General features: G+C 72.5%; 14 protein-coding genes. 8 read left to right on the plus strand and 6 right to left on the minus strand.

The genetic code is table 11. The annotated features are described in order from the left end of the window. Window positions 1-134: 134 nt before the first annotated feature. The 3 genes from F6W97_RS00980 to F6W97_RS00990 all read left to right on the plus strand — a co-directional run bounded on the left by F6W97_RS00980 (window position 135) and on the right by F6W97_RS00990 (window position 4224). Window positions 135-2666: a malectin domain-containing carbohydrate-binding protein gene (locus F6W97_RS00980; protein WP_155368184.1), complete on the plus strand. Its 2532-nt coding sequence runs from the start codon at window positions 135-137 to the stop codon at window positions 2664-2666. Between the two features lie 98 nt (window positions 2667-2764). Further along, window positions 2765-3487 carry a hypothetical protein gene (locus F6W97_RS00985; protein WP_155368186.1) on the plus strand — a complete coding sequence of 241 codons (723 nt, stop codon included), beginning with the start codon at window positions 2765-2767 and terminating at the stop codon, window positions 3485-3487. Next, window positions 3484-4224, plus strand: a complete 741-nt coding sequence (locus F6W97_RS00990) for a class I SAM-dependent methyltransferase (RefSeq protein ID WP_155368189.1) — start codon at window positions 3484-3486, stop codon at window positions 4222-4224. The genes F6W97_RS00985 and F6W97_RS00990 overlap by 4 nt, the downstream gene beginning before the upstream one ends. A gap of 3 nt (window positions 4225-4227) precedes the next feature. Here F6W97_RS00990 and F6W97_RS00995 read toward each other — a convergent pair whose 3' ends face one another. Further along, window positions 4228-5220, minus strand: a complete 993-nt coding sequence (locus tag F6W97_RS00995; protein ID WP_230686299.1) for a zinc-binding alcohol dehydrogenase family protein — start codon at window positions 5218-5220, stop codon at window positions 4228-4230. A gap of 121 nt (window positions 5221-5341) precedes the next feature. Between F6W97_RS00995 and F6W97_RS01000 the strand changes: the two genes are divergently transcribed. From F6W97_RS01000 to F6W97_RS01020, 5 genes are all read left to right on the plus strand, one after another. Further along, window positions 5342-6505 (plus strand): GyrI-like domain-containing protein, encoded by a 1164-nt coding sequence (locus tag F6W97_RS01000; RefSeq protein ID WP_155368191.1) that lies wholly within the window; start codon window positions 5342-5344, stop codon window positions 6503-6505. A 69-nt stretch (window positions 6506-6574) separates the two neighbouring features. Continuing rightward, window positions 6575-7075 carry a SigE family RNA polymerase sigma factor gene (locus F6W97_RS01005; protein WP_155368193.1) on the plus strand — a complete coding sequence of 167 codons (501 nt, stop codon included), beginning with the start codon at window positions 6575-6577 and terminating at the stop codon, window positions 7073-7075. Further along, on the plus strand, window positions 7072-8460 hold the full coding sequence (locus tag F6W97_RS01010; protein WP_155368194.1) for a TolB family protein: 1389 nt from the start codon (window positions 7072-7074) through the stop codon (window positions 8458-8460). Before F6W97_RS01005 ends, F6W97_RS01010 begins: the two co-directional genes overlap by 4 nt. A 48-nt stretch (window positions 8461-8508) precedes the next feature. Continuing rightward, entirely contained in the window at window positions 8509-8886 is a 378-nt protein-coding gene (locus F6W97_RS01015; protein ID WP_230686300.1) for a DoxX family protein, read from the plus strand. 256 nt (window positions 8887-9142) lie between these two features. Next, entirely contained in the window at window positions 9143-9346 is a 204-nt protein-coding gene (locus F6W97_RS01020) for a hypothetical protein (protein WP_196278920.1), read from the plus strand. Window positions 9347-9508: 162 nt separating this feature from the next. Here the strand turns inward: F6W97_RS01020 and secA2 are convergent, their stop codons facing one another. From secA2 to F6W97_RS01045, 5 genes are all read right to left on the minus strand, one after another. Continuing rightward, entirely contained in the window at window positions 9509-11974 is a 2466-nt protein-coding gene (secA2, locus tag F6W97_RS01025) for an accessory Sec system translocase SecA2 (RefSeq protein WP_155368195.1), read from the minus strand. A 211-nt stretch (window positions 11975-12185) separates the two neighbouring features. Then, on the minus strand, window positions 12186-13244 hold the full coding sequence (locus F6W97_RS01030) for a LacI family DNA-binding transcriptional regulator (RefSeq protein ID WP_230686301.1): 1059 nt from the start codon (window positions 13242-13244) through the stop codon (window positions 12186-12188). Continuing rightward, window positions 13231-13875 (minus strand): LutC/YkgG family protein, encoded by a 645-nt coding sequence (locus F6W97_RS01035; protein ID WP_155368196.1) that lies wholly within the window; start codon window positions 13873-13875, stop codon window positions 13231-13233. Before F6W97_RS01035 ends, F6W97_RS01030 begins: the two co-directional genes overlap by 14 nt. Beyond that, window positions 13872-15341 carry a LutB/LldF family L-lactate oxidation iron-sulfur protein gene (locus tag F6W97_RS01040; protein WP_155368197.1) on the minus strand — a complete coding sequence of 490 codons (1470 nt, stop codon included), beginning with the start codon at window positions 15339-15341 and terminating at the stop codon, window positions 13872-13874. The genes F6W97_RS01035 and F6W97_RS01040 overlap by 4 nt, the downstream gene beginning before the upstream one ends. Beyond that, on the minus strand, window positions 15338-16078 hold the full coding sequence (locus F6W97_RS01045) for a (Fe-S)-binding protein (protein ID WP_155368198.1): 741 nt from the start codon (window positions 16076-16078) through the stop codon (window positions 15338-15340). Before F6W97_RS01045 ends, F6W97_RS01040 begins: the two co-directional genes overlap by 4 nt. Window positions 16079-16120 lie beyond the last annotated feature (42 nt).

Raw genomic sequence — 16120 nt, forward strand, 5'->3', positions numbered from 1 at the left:
TGGACGGCGGATGACCGGTGCCGGAGGGTGTGCATTGCGCCATACCCCGCCCGGGTCCTTTGTGGTGTGACGGCTGCGACCGCAACCGTCTCACCGCAGGTTCGCCGGTCTTCCGCGTCATATCGGAGTTGCCCATGCCTGATCGTTCGACGCTGACCCGTCGTGTCCTGGCGGCGCTGACCGCGGTCGCCGTCACCGCCGTCGGCCTCACCGCCGCCGGGCCGGCCACCGCCGCGCCCGATCACACCACGGTGGTCACGGCGGTGCCCTCCGCCGCCTCGCCGGACATCAAGAACGGCACCGTCTACGCCGTCCACGACGCCGGCACGAAGATCATCGCCGCCGGTGACTTCACCACCGTCCGCAACCGCGGCAGCGAGGTGGACATCACCCGCAACTACATCCTCGCCTTCGACAAGGCCACCGGCACGGTGGACACCGCCTTCGCGCCGACCGTCAGCGACGAGGTCTCCGCGGTCATCGCCGGGCCCACCGCGGGCACGGTCTTCATCGCGGGCAAGTTCAACACCGTCAACGGCGTGACCCGGCGCAAGGTGGCCCTGCTCAACGTCAGCACCGGCGCGCTGGTCACGGGCTTCGCCGGACCTGCCTTCAACGGGGCGGTCAAGGACATCGCCCTGGCCGGCAGCCGGCTGCTGGTCGGCGGCATCTTCACCAACGCGGGCAACGCGACCCTCGCGCGCGGCGGGCTCGCCTCGGTGAACGCCTCCACCGGCGCGCTGGACAGCTACCTGACCACCAGCCTGACCGAGAACCACAACTACGACGGGGTCAGCGGCGCCAGCGCCGGGGTCGGCGCGACCAAGCTGGCACTGTCCCCGAACGGTCAGCAGCTGGTCGTGATCGGTAACTTCAAGAAGGCCAACGGGGTGCTCCACGACCAGATCGTGAAGCTGGACCTGGGCGCGAGCGCCGCCGTCGCCGACTGGAACACCAGCCGGTACACCCCGCGCTGTGCCTGGTGGGCGTTCGACTCCTACATGCGGGACCTGGCGTACTCGCCTGACGGCAGCTACTTCGTGGTGGTGACCACCGGCGCGCCGAACTCGGGCACGCTGTGCGACGCCGCCGCCCGCTGGGAGAACGCCGCCACCGGCACCGAACTCCAGCCGACCTGGGTCGACTACGCGGGTGGCGACACCCTGCTCTCCGTCGGCATCAGTGAGCAGGCGGTCTACGTCGGCGGTCACATCCGCTGGCTCAACAACAGCTTCGGCGGCGACAGCGCCGGCCCCGGCGCGGTCGGCCGGGCCAGCATCGCCGCCCTTGATCCGCTCAACGGCCTGCCGATGTCCTGGAACCCGGGCCGGCACCCGCGCGGCGTCGGCGTCGCCGAGATCCTGGTCACCCCGGCCGGGGTGTGGCTGGGCTCCGACACCCAGTGGATCGGCAACTACCAGTACCGCCGGGAGCGGATCGCGTTCTTCTCGACGGCCGGTGGCAACGCCCCGCATGCGACCACCACGGCCACCCTGCCCGGCAACGTGTACCAGGCCGGCGTCCCGGTGCCGACCAACGTGCTCTACCGGATCAACGCCGGCGGGTCGGCGGTCGCCGCGTCGGACGGCGGACCGGACTGGGCGGCCGATGACAGCGGCCCGAGCGCCTACCACAACAACGTCAGCAACACCGCCGGGTACGGCACGGTGCCCAGCGTGGACAGCACGGTGCCGGCAGGCACGCCGGCGGCGCTGTACTCCTCGGAGCGCTGGGATTCCGGTGGCGCGCCGGAGATGAGCTGGCAGTTCCCGGTGCCGGTCGGCACCGAGGTCGAGGTCCGGCTGTACCTGGCCAACCGCTACGACGGCACCGCGTCGCCCGGCTCCCGGGTCTTCAACGTGGCGCTGGACGGCACGACCGTGCTGGCCAACCTGGACCTGTCCGGTGCGGTCGGGCACAACGTCGGCACCATGCGCTCGTTCACCGTCGTCAGCGACGGCTCGGTGGACCTCGACTTCGGGCACGTGGTGGAGAACCCGCTGATCAACGGCATCGAGATCGTCAAGACCGGGCCGCCGCCGGCCGGCAACGGCGACGAGGCGCAGGTCCGGTCGTACGACGGGGCGACCACGGTCGGCGCGGCGAGCGCCGTGGCCAACCCGGACAGCACGGCCTGGTCGACCGCCCGGGGCGGCTTCTGGGTGGGCGGCACGCTGTTCTACGGCATGAACGGCGCGCTGTGGCGGCGTACCTTCAACGGCTCGGCCTTCGGCACGGCGGCGCTGGTCGACCCGTACCACGACGCCTACTGGGACACCGTCGAATCGGGCACCGACTCTCCGACGTACGCCGGGGTGACGCCGGACTTCTACGCCGAGATCCCGAACGTGTCCGCCATGTTCTACAACGCGGGCCGGGTGTACTACACCCTCGTCGGGCAGAGCGGGCTCCACTGGCGCTGGTTCACCCCGGACAGCGGGGTCGTCGGCGCGGAGAAGTTCACCGTCGCCGGGGTCGGCGGCATGGGTGACGCAGGCGGGCTCTTCCTGGCCGGCAGCACCCTCTACAAGGTCAACCGGAGCACCGGTGAGCTGGCTGCCACCGCCTGGGCCGGCGGGCTGCCGACCGGGTCGTTCACGCTGCGCAGCGGGCCGTCCGTCGACGGCGTCGACTGGCGGGCGAAGGTGGTGTTCGTCGGCCCGTGACCGTGGTCGACGTCGGGGCCCCGCCTGGTGCAGGCGGGGCCCCGACGTCTGTGGGCATCGTTAGGCTTTGGCGCGTACACCTGCCGGGGAGGCCGATCATGCCGGGATACCTGTGGGTCGACCATGCCGCTCCGGAGCATGAGCGTGCGGCCCGGGTCGGCGGCCGGGTCCGCATGCCCACGATGTCGCCGCCGTGGCTGGTGGTGTACGAGACGCCGGGCCGGATCCTGGTGAACCGGTGGCCGGGGCGGCTGCTGCGGGTGGACGTGGTGCCCGCGGCGTCGGAGCAGGAGTCGGCGGCCCTGGCCGCGATGGTGGCCGGCATCTCGCTGGGTGCGGGCCACACCAACGCCACCTGTGTCGAGGTGGTGGCGGAGCTGTCCCCGGCGCTGCTGTTCGGGGCGCACGGCGACGCGGTGGTGCGGGTGGTCGAAGCCGCGCAGACCCTGGACGAACCCACCGCGCACCGGCTGGCCGGGGCCCGGGACCGCGACGCCCCGGAGTTCTTCCGGGCCGCGTGGCGACACTGGCTGGCCGAGCCGCGAGCAGCCGGTGCGGGTTCGCCGATCGGGTCCGGCTTCGGGCTGCTGCACCAGGTGGTACGGCACAGTGCGCGATCCCGTGGCGGCCCGCGGGCCTGGCTCGTGGACGCCGACGGCGAGGACGTGGTGGCCGAGCCGTGGGAGTCCGCGTACTGCGCGTTGCGGGAGGCGGCGATGGCCTACGGCGCACCGGATCTGCGGGACGGCGCCGCCCGGGCTGCCATGTCGACAGCGTGGAACACCGTGTACGGCTCGATGCTGGTAAGAAGGCAGGCGTGAATGATCCTTACCGGACTTTGGGCACCGGCTACGCGGGGCAGCGTCGACCGGACCCACGCCTGGCCGCGCTCATCGACGACGCGCTGGGTAGGGCGCGCACCGTGGTCAACGTCGGGGCCGGGGCAGGCTCCTACGAGCCGGCCGACCGGAGCGTGCTCGCCGTGGAGCCCTCACCGGTCATGATCGCGCAGCGGCCGCAGGGCAGCGCGCCCGTGGTGCGCGCCGTCGCGGAGCGGCTGCCCTTCGCCGACAAGTGCTTCGACGTCGGGCTGGCGATCCTCACCGTGCATCACTGGACCGATCCCGCGCGCGGTCTGGCCGAATTGCGCCGCGTCTCGCACCGACAGGTGGTGCTCACCTGGGATCACGCGGTCATGTCGCGCTTCTGGCTGGTCGCCGATTATCTGCCGGAGATCGCCGAGGCGGAGCGCGAACTGCCCGAGAGAGACTTCATCGCCGAGCACCTGGCTCCGGCGCGGGTGACAGAGGTGCCGGTGCCGCACGACTGCAGCGACGGCTTTCTGGCCGCGTACTGGAACCGGCCGCACGCCTATCTCGACCCGGCGGCGCGGGCCTCGATCTCCTCGCTGGCCAAGCTCGACCCCTCCCGGGTCGAGCAGGCGATGCGGCGGCTGCGAGCCGATCTGGCCGACGGGACCTGGCAGGAGCGCCACGGCCGGCCGGGTGCGGCTGACACGGCGGACGTCGGCTATCGGCTCGTGAGTTCGCCGGGGTGACCGTCATGGGCCGTCCGGCGCGGTGAGCACGACGAGTTTGCCGGTGACGGCATTGTTCTCCATGTCACGGTGCGCCTGGCGGACCTGGTCCAGCCGGTAGACATGGGTGGGCCCGAGAATCACCGTGTCGTCGGCGATCCGGTCGAGGACCTTTTGCAGGACCTCGGCGGGCAGGTCGGAGGCGTCGCCGCCGTACGCGGTGAGCCGCACTCCGCGCGGTAGGTACGCGATCGGGTAGAAGTCCGGGACGGTCCACTGGTTGGACAGCATCCCGGCGAAGCAGACGGTGCCGTGGACCCGGGTCGCGGCCAGGGTGTCGGGCAGGGTCGGCGTGCCGACCAGTTCCAGGGCGGCGTCCACGCCACCGGGGACGATCCGGCGGACCTGCTCGGCGATCGACCCGTCGTCCAGGATCGGGTGCTCGACGCCATGTGCCGCGAGGGTGTCCAGCCGCTCCTGCTGCCGGGTGGTGGCCAGCACCGTGGCGCCGAGATCGCGGGCGAGTGCGGCGGTGGCGTAGCCGAGCGCGGAGGTGCCGCCACGGATCAGCAGGGTCTGCCCGGCTCGCAGGTCCAGTCCGGTGGTCAGGGAGCCGTACGCGGTCTGCAGTGTCTCGGGGACCGTGCCCAGGGCCGCCCACGGCAGGTCCGAGCTGAACGGGATGACCTGGCTGCGGGGCACGACGGTGTACTCGGCGTAGCCGCCGTCGAAGGTGCGGCCCATCCCGCCCATCAGCGCTGCGACCTGCTGTCCGGGGCGAAGATCGCTGCCGGGTGCGCTGTCGACCACGCCGACCGCCTCGATGCCGGGCACGATCGGCAGCCGTGCCCCCTCGGCCAGGCCGAGGCGCAGGTGCAGTTCGGAGCGGTTGAGCCCGAATGCCCGCACCGCGATCCGCACCCAGCCGGGTCGCGGTTCCGGGACCGGCAGCTCGCGGATCTCCAGGTTCTCCACCGGGCCTGGCCCGGTCAGCACGACCGCGCGCATCGTCGTCATTTGCCCGGTCCCTTGCGCCTGGAGTCGTCTTGCGGCATTCGTTGCACTGCACCATCTTGCCCGATGTTCCTCACCGGGGCCCGTGTCGAGCAGGGCCGTATTCTGGCACTAGAATATCGCCATGCCGCCGATCCTGACCGATGCCGAGCTGACCGTCCTCGGCTTGCTGCTGGAACAGCCGCGCCACGGGTACGAGCTGGAGCGCGTCATCGAGGAGCGGGGCGTGCGCACCTGGACGGCGCTCGGTTTCTCGTCCATCTACTACCTGCTCGACAAGCTCGCCGGGCGCGGCCTGATCGAGGCGGCCACGACGCCGGCCGAGCGGCCGTCGGCGAAGTCGCGCGCCACGTACCGGGTGACGGCGGCGGGCCGCGACCTGTGCGCGGAAGCCACCAGGGACGCGCTGGCAGCGCTGACACCGGTGCGCTCCCGGGTGCTGGTCGGCATGGCCAACAGTCCGGGCCTGCCGGAGGAGGACGTGGCAGCGGGACTGAGCCGGCGTCTGGCGGCTCTGCGGGACCAGCTCGCCGAGGTGCGCGCGGCCAGGGCCGGGCAGGAGCCGCTGCCCACCGCGGCCGTGGCGATCTTCGACTACTGCGAAGCCATGTTGCTCGCCGACTCCGCCTGGACCGAGGCCACGCTCGGCGCGCTGACGAAGGAGAACTCGATGGACAAGTACGACATCAAGAAGGCACGTCGCGAGCTGTACGCGCCGTCGGCGAAGGACTTCTCCGTCGTCGACGTGCCCGAGCTGCGATACATCGCGGTCGACGGCCACGGCGACCCGAACACGTCCGAGGCCTACACCGCCGCCGTCGAGGCGCTGTTCACGGTGGCGTACACGCTGAAGTTCGCGAGCAAGAAGACCCTCGACCGCGACTTCGTGGTCGGGCCGCTGGAAGGGCTGTGGCGGGCCGACGACCCCACCGCGTTCGTCACGCGGGACAAGGGCGCGTGGGCGTGGACGATGATGATCAGCCAGCCGGACTGGATCACCGAGGACATGGTCCGGGCAGCCGTCACCTCGGCTGCGGGGAAGAAGGACAACCCGGCGCTGGCCGACGTCCGGCTGATCAGCCTCACCGAGGGCCGGTGTGTGCAGATCCTGCACATCGGCTCCTACGACGACGAGGGGCCGACCCTGGACCGGCTGCACCACCGCTATCTGCCCGAGCACGGACTGACCTTCAACGGCGATCATCACGAGGTCTACCTCAGCGACGTGCGGCGCACCGAGCCTGCCAAGCTCAAGACGATCCTCAGGCAGCCCGTCAAAGCCGTCTGAATTCGATGACCGCACGGCACAACCGTCCGGCGGGATGCTCCGGTCAGGGGTACGGACGAGAGGGGTCGCATGCGGGCCGACGAGGAACAGGCGTTCACCGAGTACGCGCAGGCGCGGGTGCTGGACCTGCGCCGCACGGCGTACCGGCTGTGCGGTGACTGGGACGAGGCGCACGACCTGACGCAGGCCGCCCTGATCCGGCTGTACCGGCACTGGGCGCGGGTCAGCGCGGCCGACTCGCCTGACGCCTACGTGCGCCGCATGCTCGTCAACACCTTCCTCGACCAGCGGCAGACCTGGTGGGCGCGGCGGGTCAGGCCGTTCCCCGAACCGCCGGACGTGCCCACCCCGGCCGAGGACGTCGCCGACCGCCTCGACCTGATGGCCGCGCTGGCCAGGCTCGCGCCCGGCCAGCGTGCCGTGATCGTGCTGCGCTACTGGGAAGGCATGGACGTCGCCGAGACCGCCCGGACGCTGGGCTGCTCCCCGGGCACCGTCAAGAGCCAGACGTCGCATGCCATCGCCGCGCTGCGGCGCCTGCTGCCCAACTACGTAGGAGACCGCGCATGAACGACCAGCAGCTCGCGGCCCTGCTGTCCGCCGCCCCGCGCGACCCCGAACCGCCGCTGCCGCCCGGCCTGCTCGAAGGCCTGGTCCCGGCGGCCCGGCGCGACATCCGCCGCCGCCGCGCCACTGCCGCGCTGTGCACCGTCGTCGCCCTGCTGCTCGGCACCGGCGTTCTGCTGCTGCCCACCGGCGGCCGCGACGCCGGGCCCGCCGAGCCGTCGCCGAGCGCGGCCGCACTGCCCGATGAGGTTGCCGGCTACTCGCCGCTCACCGGCCTGGTCAGCGACGCCCCGCCGGGGCGGGCGCTGCTGCTCTACGGGTACGGCAACAGCGAGACGCTGCGCACCTACCAGACGCTGGTGCTGTCCGCCGACGGCGACGTCTACCGGCAGCTCGACGCCAGGCCCGACCGGTCCGGGTCGTGGCTGCTGGCCCCGGACGGGCGCACCGTGGTGCTGTCCACGCCCGGCGCCGCGGTGGCCGAGGTGCAGGTCGTGGAACTGCAGACCGGGCAGACCCGGCAGGTGCGCCTGCCGCGCGCCGGGGGAGTCGTCCCGCTGGCGCTGTCCCCGGACGGCAACACCCTGGCGTACTCGATCATCGACACCGAGCCGATCGCCGGGGACCTGGCGATGGGGGTCGGCAACGTCATCGAGCAGCGCTCCACCGAGCACAGCGAGCTGGTGCTGCTGGACCTGCGTACCGGGCAGGCCACCGCGACGGGGGTCGGGCCGGTGGCCGCGGCCGCGTTCGCGCCGGACGGGCAGCGGCTGGTGGTGCAGTCCCGGCTGCAGACGTGGCTGGTCGGCCTCGACGGCAGCCGGCAGCAGGAGGTGATGGTGCCGCAGGGCTACGGCCTCACCATGCACAACGCCTGGTCGCCGTCGGGGCGGTTGCTGGCCGTGGTGCCGTGGGCGGTCGAGGACTGGGGGACCGATCGCGCCTACGTCCGCGACTACTCGAAGCAGGGCGCGGTGCGCACGGTCAGCCTGGACGAGCCGTCCGTGCTGCGCGGCACCGCCGACACCGAGACGTTCCTGGGCTGGCTGTCCGACACGGAGATCCTCGGCCAGTCCTGGGACTACGGCTCCGACACCGGCGCGTTGTGGGCTGTGCCTCTCGACGGGGCGGCACCGCGGGTGCTCAGCCGTTTCGACGACTCCTACCGGTGCGAGCTGGGGATGCAGCGCTGTGTGCCGTGGGAGATGTCGGTCGCGGCGGGATTGCTGCCCGGCCTGTCCGTACGGGAGGCCGGGTCACCTGACCGCGGTCCGTGGCCGCCCCGCTTCCGGTACGCGGCGCTGGTGGTTTTCACCGTCCTCGCCGGGGTGGGCTGGCTGGTGCGGCGTCGCATCAGGCGCCGGGCGGGCGGCGGAGGTGCGCGGTGAGGAAGGTGGCGTCGCGGTCACCTTACGGGCGGCATATGGTGGAGCGGAGTGTCCAGATCGGAGGTCGCCGAGGTGCTGCCCGATCCTGTGTGGCCGGTCGTCGTGCTGGCCGTGATCCAGGTGGCCGACGGGGCGCTGTGCCTGCGGCCGGTGCGGTTCATCGCCGAGTGCCTGCGTGACGTCGGCTGGCCGCGGCGATACTGGTGGCTGATGTCGCCGGTGAAGTTCGCCGCCGCGGCAGGTCTCACTGTCGGGATATGGGTGCCGTACCTGGGTGTGCTGACGTGCGCCGCGCTCGTCGGCTATTTCGTGACGGCGATCGCGATGCACGTCCGTGCCCGCGACTTCGGACGCAACCTGTTCGTCAACGCCGCAGGCATGCTGGTGGTGTGCATCGCGACGCTGGTCTACAGCTTCGTCGTCTGACGCCGTGGGCGGGTGACGCCGGCGAGGATGAGGTCGATGCCGGCGAGGAACTGCTCTCGGTCGTCGTGGTCGCGTAACTGGTCGGCGACGTCACGGGTGAAGGGGTAGCGGCCGGGATCGAGGTTCGCCCAGATCGCAGCCTCGGTCTCCAGGACGTCGGTGCGGTTGGTGCCCGGTTTCCTGGGCGCGGCCGTTCGCGGCGTGCTGCCCGGCGACGCCGAGGATGTAGTTCAACAGCGCGGACGCCGCGTCGGCCATGTACGACGGCGCCGAACTCGGCAAGGCCATCGCCGCACACCCCGGTGACCTAGCGGTCGCGCTCGGCGAGTACGAGCGGACGCTGTTCCCCCGCAGCGCCGAGGCCGCTGCCGAGGCCGCCCGCGACTTCGCGCTGTGCTTCGGCGACGGCGCTCCCCACACCCTCATCGGTCTGCTCCCCGGCCACCCGCAGACCGCATGAACACCTGGGCGCCGAGCAGCCGGCGCAGGTCGCGCACGGTACGTGAGGCGGAAAGCAAGATCGCTGTCTCCGGTCATGATCTGGCGTCACACCGCAGATCATGATCGGAAACAGCGATCTTCCACCCGGCCTCCGGACGGAGGCCGCACCGCGACGGGTACGTCAGCGGCCCAGCAGCGCCTTGGCCATGCCGGAGATCAGGCGCTCGATCTCCGAACCGAACGGGTTGTCGTGCACCATGTACGTCCACGTGGCGCTCGGCCGCTCCAGGCCCGCCTCGGCAGGCGTCCAGTCCGGGTTGTCGATCCGCGCGGCCATGAATGTCTCGGCCGTGGCCTTGTCGACGTCGGCCAGCATCCGGCTGAACGCGGGCACCGCCAGGCGGTGGAACTCGTCCAGCGGATCCTGCCGCCCCAGCGCGCGCAGGTGCACGCCGTCGCGCACGTCGGCCAGCATGCCCAGGTGGTCGGCCCAACCGCGGTCCAGGTGGTACAGCGCGATCTGCCGCGCGGCCTCCGCGGCCGCCTCCTCGCCGATCGTCTCCACGACCTCGGCATACCGCTCCGCGACCGTGATCATCTCCAGCCCGGCGTGGGTCATGTCGTCGGCGTCGGCGTCGTCCGGGAGATCCGCGGCGCTGACCGCGTCGGGGTCGGCGGGCATCGGCATCTCGTCGTCGCGCAGCAACTGCGCCGCCGCGTCGGTGGTCAGCAGCGCCTTGCGGCGCAGCGCGAGCACCTGGCGCTGCTGCTCGACCAGCACGCCGTACCGCCAGGTGTTGCGGTGGATCTCGAAGTCGACCCCTTCGGCGACGCGCTGGGCGTGCCCGACCGCCCAGTGCACGGCCGGGCCGGTCACCCGGCCGTCCCCGGCGGTCGTGCCGCCGATGCCGTCGCCGTGCCGCATGATCAGCTCGTCCTCGCGGCTGACGAAGAACATCGAGCCGCCCGGGTCGCCCTGCCGGCCTGCCCGGCCGCGCAGCTGGTCGTCGACCCGGCGGCTGTCGTGCCGGCCCGCCCCGATGACGTAGAGGCCGCCGAGCTCGGCGACCGCCGCCCGGTCCTGCCCGTCGCTGCCGCCGAGGCGGATGTCGGTGCCCCGCCCGGCCATCTGGGTGGACACGGTGACCGCGCCCCTGCTTCCGGCCTCGGCGATGATGGCGGCCTCGTGCGCGTCGTTCTTCGCGTTGAGCACCGCGCACGCGATGCCCTGTTCCTGTAGGGCCGCGGCGAGCCGCTCCGACTCGGCCACGTCCAGCGTGCCGATCAGCACCGGCCGTCCCGTCTCGTGCGCCGCGGCCACCTCGGCCATCAGCGCCTCTTCCTTCTCCTCGACGGTCGCGTACACCCGGTCCGGCTCGTCGACCCGGACGTTGGCCGTGTTCGGCGGGATGACCGCGACCTCGAGGCGGTAGAACTCGCGCAGCTCGTCACCGATGGTGGAGGCGGTGCCGGTCATGCCCGCCTTGGTGGGGTAGAGCGCGATGAACGCCTGCACGGTGATCGTGGCCAGGATCTCGCCCTCGTCGGTCGCCGCGAGCCCCTCCTTGGCCTCGACCGCCGCCTGCAGCCCGTCGGGCCAGCGGCGGCGGCGGGCGACCCGGCCCCGGAACTCGTCGACCAGCGCGATCCGGCCGTCCTTGACGATGTAGTCCACGTCCACGGCCAGCAGCGCCCGCGCGTGCAGGGCCTGGTTGACGGCGGTGAGCTTGTGCAGGTTGTCCTGCGCGTACAGGTGGATGCCGCCCCAGGCGCGCTCGACCAGCGCCGCGCCGGCATCAGTCAGCTGCACGTTGCGGCCCTCGTCGACCACCTCGAAGTCGCGGCCCGGCCGCATCCCCGCCACCAGCAGCGCCGCGGCGCTCGCGTCCGACCCGCCGTCGGCGAGGCTGCCCGCCACCACCAACGGCACCCGCGCCTCGTCGATCAGGATCGAGTCCGCCTCGTCGATGATCACGGTGTACAGGCCGGGCATGACCGCGTCCTCGGCGCGCAGCACCAGCTGGTCGCGCAGGAAGTCGAAGCCCGCCTCGCTCACCGACACGTACGTGACGTCGCACCGGTACGCGGCAGCGCGCTCGTCGTGGCCGGTGCTCTCGCCGACCGCGTCCACGGTCAGGCCGAGCAGCCGGTACGCCGGTCCCATCCAGCGGGCGTCGCGGTCGGCGAGGTAGTCGTTGACGGTCAGCACCTGCACCCGCGAACCGCGCACGACGTAGCCGAAGGCGGCGACGACCGCGGCCAGCGTCTTGCCCTCGCCGGTGGCCATCTCCACGACGTTGCCCTGCAGCATCGCCATCGCCCCGAGCAGCTGCACGTCGAAGGCACGCTCGCCGAGGGCGCGGCGACCGGCCTCGCGGCCCATCGCGCAGATCTCGATCAGGTCCCGCTCGTCGATGGGCCGCGGCTCGGTCAGGGTCACCAGCGGCTCGCCGTCGACCGGCCCGCTCACGTCGTCGCGCAGCGACAGCGCCCGCTCGGTGAACTCCGCGTCGGTCAACGCGGCCAGCTCATCCTCCAGGTCCCGGATCCTCGGGAGGATTGCCTCATAACGGTCCAGACTGACCGTCGTACCGGGGCGCTGCATGAACGTGCGCAGCTTCTGCTTCAACCGAACACCGAAACCCATCCCGCAAAGGTACGTCGTCCGCGGCGAGACGGCGGCCCGCCCGGCGCGTCGGCGAACAACCGCCAGGTAGGCGGCGTAAAGCTGTGGGACAAGCGTTCGTCCTGCGGTGTGATGTCACCCGGATGAGCGGAGGCGCCGTAGCATACCGGAGCGCGAGCCGGACGATCTAGTGTCCGCACGGTGGGGGACCCCGTGATCAGCTCCGGGCAGGTCAGCGGCCTCGTCGGCGTGGCCCGGCGGTGGCGGTCGACTGGCGCACCACCAGCTGCGGCTGGAAGACGACGTGCCGGTGGCCGTGGGCGGCGTCGGTGTCGGCCTCCTCGAGCAGCAGCTGGGCTGCGGTGCGGCCGAGCTGCTCGCGGGGCTGGCGTACGGACGTCAGCGGCACCGCGGCCGCGGCGGCGAACTCGATGTCGTCGTAGCCGACCAGGGCCATGTCCTCGGGCACCCGCAGCCCGCCGATGGTCAGCCCCTGCAGCACGCCCAGCGCGAGCAGGTCGTTGGCGCAGAAGATCGCGGTGGGCCGCCTGCTGTGCGGCAGGGCGCAGATGTCCTCGGCGGCCTGCCGCCCGGCGGTCACCGACAGCGACTTCGTCTCGAAGACCTCCAGATCGACGCCGCCGCCGTGCTCGGCGAGGGCGGCCGCCGCCCCGGCGTGCCGGTCGGCGACCTGCGGGATGGCGACCGGCCCGCCGACGAACGCGATGTGCCGGTGGCCGAGTTCGGCCAGGTGGGTGGCCGCGAGCCGACCGCCGAGCACGTCGTCGACCGCGACCGAGCACCGGTTGAGCTGGCCGGAGCCGCGGTCCACCAGCACCACCGGGATGCCGCGGTCCACCAGGCGTTCCAGGCGTTCGTGGCGGCCGTTCTCGACCGGGGTGATGAGCAGGCCGCGGACCCGCTGCTCCTCGAGGGTGGCAAGGTGGCGGCCCTCGCGGGCGGGGTCCTGCCCGCTGTTGCAGACGACCAGCATCCCGCCCGCGGCCTCGACGACGGCCTCGGCGCCCTGCACGACGTCGGTGAAGAACGGGTTGGACACGTCCAGCACCACGATCGCGACCGTACGGCTGCTGCCCGCGCGCAGGTGGCGGGCGGAGTCGTTGCGCACGTAGCCGAGTTCGTCGATCGCGTCGAGCACCCGTTTGCGGGTGGCGGGGGCGACGGAGTCGGGGCGGTTGAGCACGTTGCTGACGGTGCCCAGGGACACTCCCGCCCGCCGTGCCACCTCCTTGATGCCGGTCACCGCCATCGCTTCCTCATCCCTGCTCACGGTGGACATTATTGCCAGTCGTGCCGGCCGGCCCGACGACGACGGCGATGAGCGTGCGCGGCCCGTGCACGCCCTCGACCCGGTCGAGTTCGATGTCGCTGGTCGCGGACGGGCCGCTGATGAACGTCAGCGGCCGCCGCGGGTCCAGCCGCCGCAGCAGTTCGGGGACGGTCTGCACGACCTGGTCGGCGTGGATGACGCAGACGTGCCGGTCGGGGACGAGTGTCAGCGCCCGCCGGCCCTGGTCCGCGCCGCCGTCCAGCGCGATGGTGCCGGTGTCGGCGCAGGCCGCCGCGCAGCCGGTGAGGACCGCGTCGACGCCGTCGAGGTCGGCGTGGCTGAGGGCGGGCCGGTCGGCGACCGCGCCCGGCACGGTGATCGCCGAGGAGTCCGGCACTGCCACCCGCCAGCCCCGGGTCACCTCGGCGAGGGTGGCGTCGAGGTCGCCCGGCGTACAACGGTGCACGGTTGCCCGGTAGTCCCGCAGGCGTTCGGCGAGCAGGTCCAGCAGTTCGGGCGCGCCCGGGGCGTGAGCGCCGGCGACGGCGTAATCGCGGGGGACCGGCCGGATCACCGGGGAGGGGCCGGTCGCGGTGCGGATCCGGCTCAGGATCTCGTCGCGGGCGTTCACCGGCGGCCGTCCCCGGGCCGGGTGCGCCACCACTGCCGGAACGTCTGCGCGGGCGGTTCCGGCAGGTCCCGGGCGGCGGTCCAGGCCGACAGCGGCGGCGGCAGGCGGCGGATACGGCCGCCGCGGGCGAGCAGGCGCCCGAGCCGCAGCAGGCGCTCGCCGAGCCGGAACCGGCGCGGACCGGCCATCGTCCACGCGGCGGCCGCCATGGCCAGCGCCTCGGGGGAGGGCAGCGCTCGCTGGGCACGCGCGTCGACGTGCTCGCCGCGCAGGTGCACGAGGATCGAAGGAATGTCGATGCGGACGGGGCACACGTCGTAGCAGGCGCCGCAGAGGCTGGACGCGTACGGCAGGGAGGCGTTGTCCTCGATGCCGGTCAGCTGCGGGGACAGGATCGCCCCGATCGGTCCGGGGTAGACGCTGCCGTAGGCGTGCCCGCCGGTGCGTTCGTACACGGGGCACACGTTCAGGCAGGCCGAGCAGCGGATGCAGTGCAGCGCGCTGCGTCCGGCCTCGTCGGCGAGCACCGCGGTGCGCCCGTTGTCGAGCAGCACGAGGTGGAACTCCTGCGGGCCGTCACCGGGGGTGACGCCGGTCCAGGTCGAGGTGTAGGGGTTCATCCGCTCGCCGGTCGAGGACCGGGGCAGCAGTTGGAGGAAGACTTCCAGGTCGGTCCAGGCGGGTACGACCTTCTCGATGCCCATGACCGTGATGAGGGTGTCGGGCAGGGTCAGGCACATGCGGCCGTTGCCCTCGGACTCCACGACGGTGACGGTGCCGGTCTCGGCGACGGCGAAGTTCGCTCCGGAGATCGCGACCCGGGCGGTGAGGAACTTGGCGCGCAGGTGGGCGCGGGCGGCCATGGCCAGCCGGCGCGGGTCGTCGGTGAGGTCGGGGTCGACGCCGGGCATGTGCCGCAGGAAGATGTCGCGGATCTCGGTGCGGTTGCGGTGGATGGCCGGGACCAGGATGTGGCTGGGTTTGTCGTGTCCGAGCTGGACGATGAGTTCGGCCAGGTCGGTCTCGACGGCGGTGATGCCCGCGGACTCCAGGGCCTCGTTGAGCCCGATCTCCTGGGTCGCCATCGACTTGACCTTGACGACTTCGGTGGCGCCGGTGGCGCGGACCAGGTCGGTGACGATCCGGTTGGCCTCGACGGCGTCGCGGGCCCAGTGCACGTGCCCGCCGCGGGCGGTGACCGCGGCCTCCAGCTCGATGAGGTGTTCGCCGAGCCGGGCCATGGTCGCGGCCTTGATCGCCTCACCGGCGAGGCGGAGCTGCTCCCAGTCGGCGACCTCGGCGACGGCGCGGGCGCGTTTGTCGCGGATGGTGGCGGTGGCGTGGCCGAGGTTGCGGCGCAGCTGCCGGTCGGCCAGGGCCTTGTCGGCGGCGGCGGGGAAGGGTTCGTCGCCGCGGAGCTGCCCGACGCCGCGGGGCGCGTGCGGCATACCCAGGAACGTGGTCATGGCCTGCTCCCGTCGGTGGCGGCGAGGACCTCGGCCAGGTGCAGGGGGCGGACTGCGGATTCCAGCCGGGACAGGCCGCCGCCGATGTGCATCAGGCAGGACGCGTCGCCGGCGGTGACGACCTCGGCGTCGGTGGCCAGCACGTGGCCCATCTTGTCGGCGAGCATCGCGGCCGACGTTCCGGCGTTCTTGAGGGCGAACGTGCCGCCGAAGCCGCAGCACTGGTCGGCGGCGGGCAGCTCGACCAGGTCGATGCCGCGTACGGCGCGCAGCAACCGCAGCGGCTTGTCGCCAACCCGCAGCATCCGCAGGCTGTGGCAGGTGGGGTGGTAGGTGACCCGGTGCGGGAAGTACGCGCCGACGTCCTCCACGCCGAGCACGTCGATCAGGAACTCCGACAGCTCCCAGGTCCGGGTGGCGAGCTGCGCGGCGCGGTCGGCGAGGCGCTCGTCGCCCACGCCGCGCGCGATCACGGCGTGCTGGTGGCGGACCGAGCCGACGCACGAGCCGGACGGGGCGACGATCGCGTCGTAGGGCTCGAACACGTCGGTGTGGTGGCGGACCAGGTTGCGGGCCTGGCGGCGGTAGCCGGTGTTGATGTGCATCTGCCCGCAGCAGGTCTGCGCGTCGGGGAAGACCACGTCGTGGCCGAGCCGTTCGAGCAGTGTCACGGTGGCCTGGGCGGCCTGCGGGAACATCGCGTCGGCCAGGCAGGTGGCGAACAGGGCTACCCGCATGCGGGCACCGGCTCCCCGCTCGCGATCGGACGGTCGGGCCAG

The sequence above is a fragment of the Catellatospora vulcania genome (assembly GCF_009720385.1).
In the GTDB taxonomy this organism is placed as follows: domain Bacteria; phylum Actinomycetota; class Actinomycetes; order Mycobacteriales; family Micromonosporaceae; genus Catellatospora; species Catellatospora vulcania.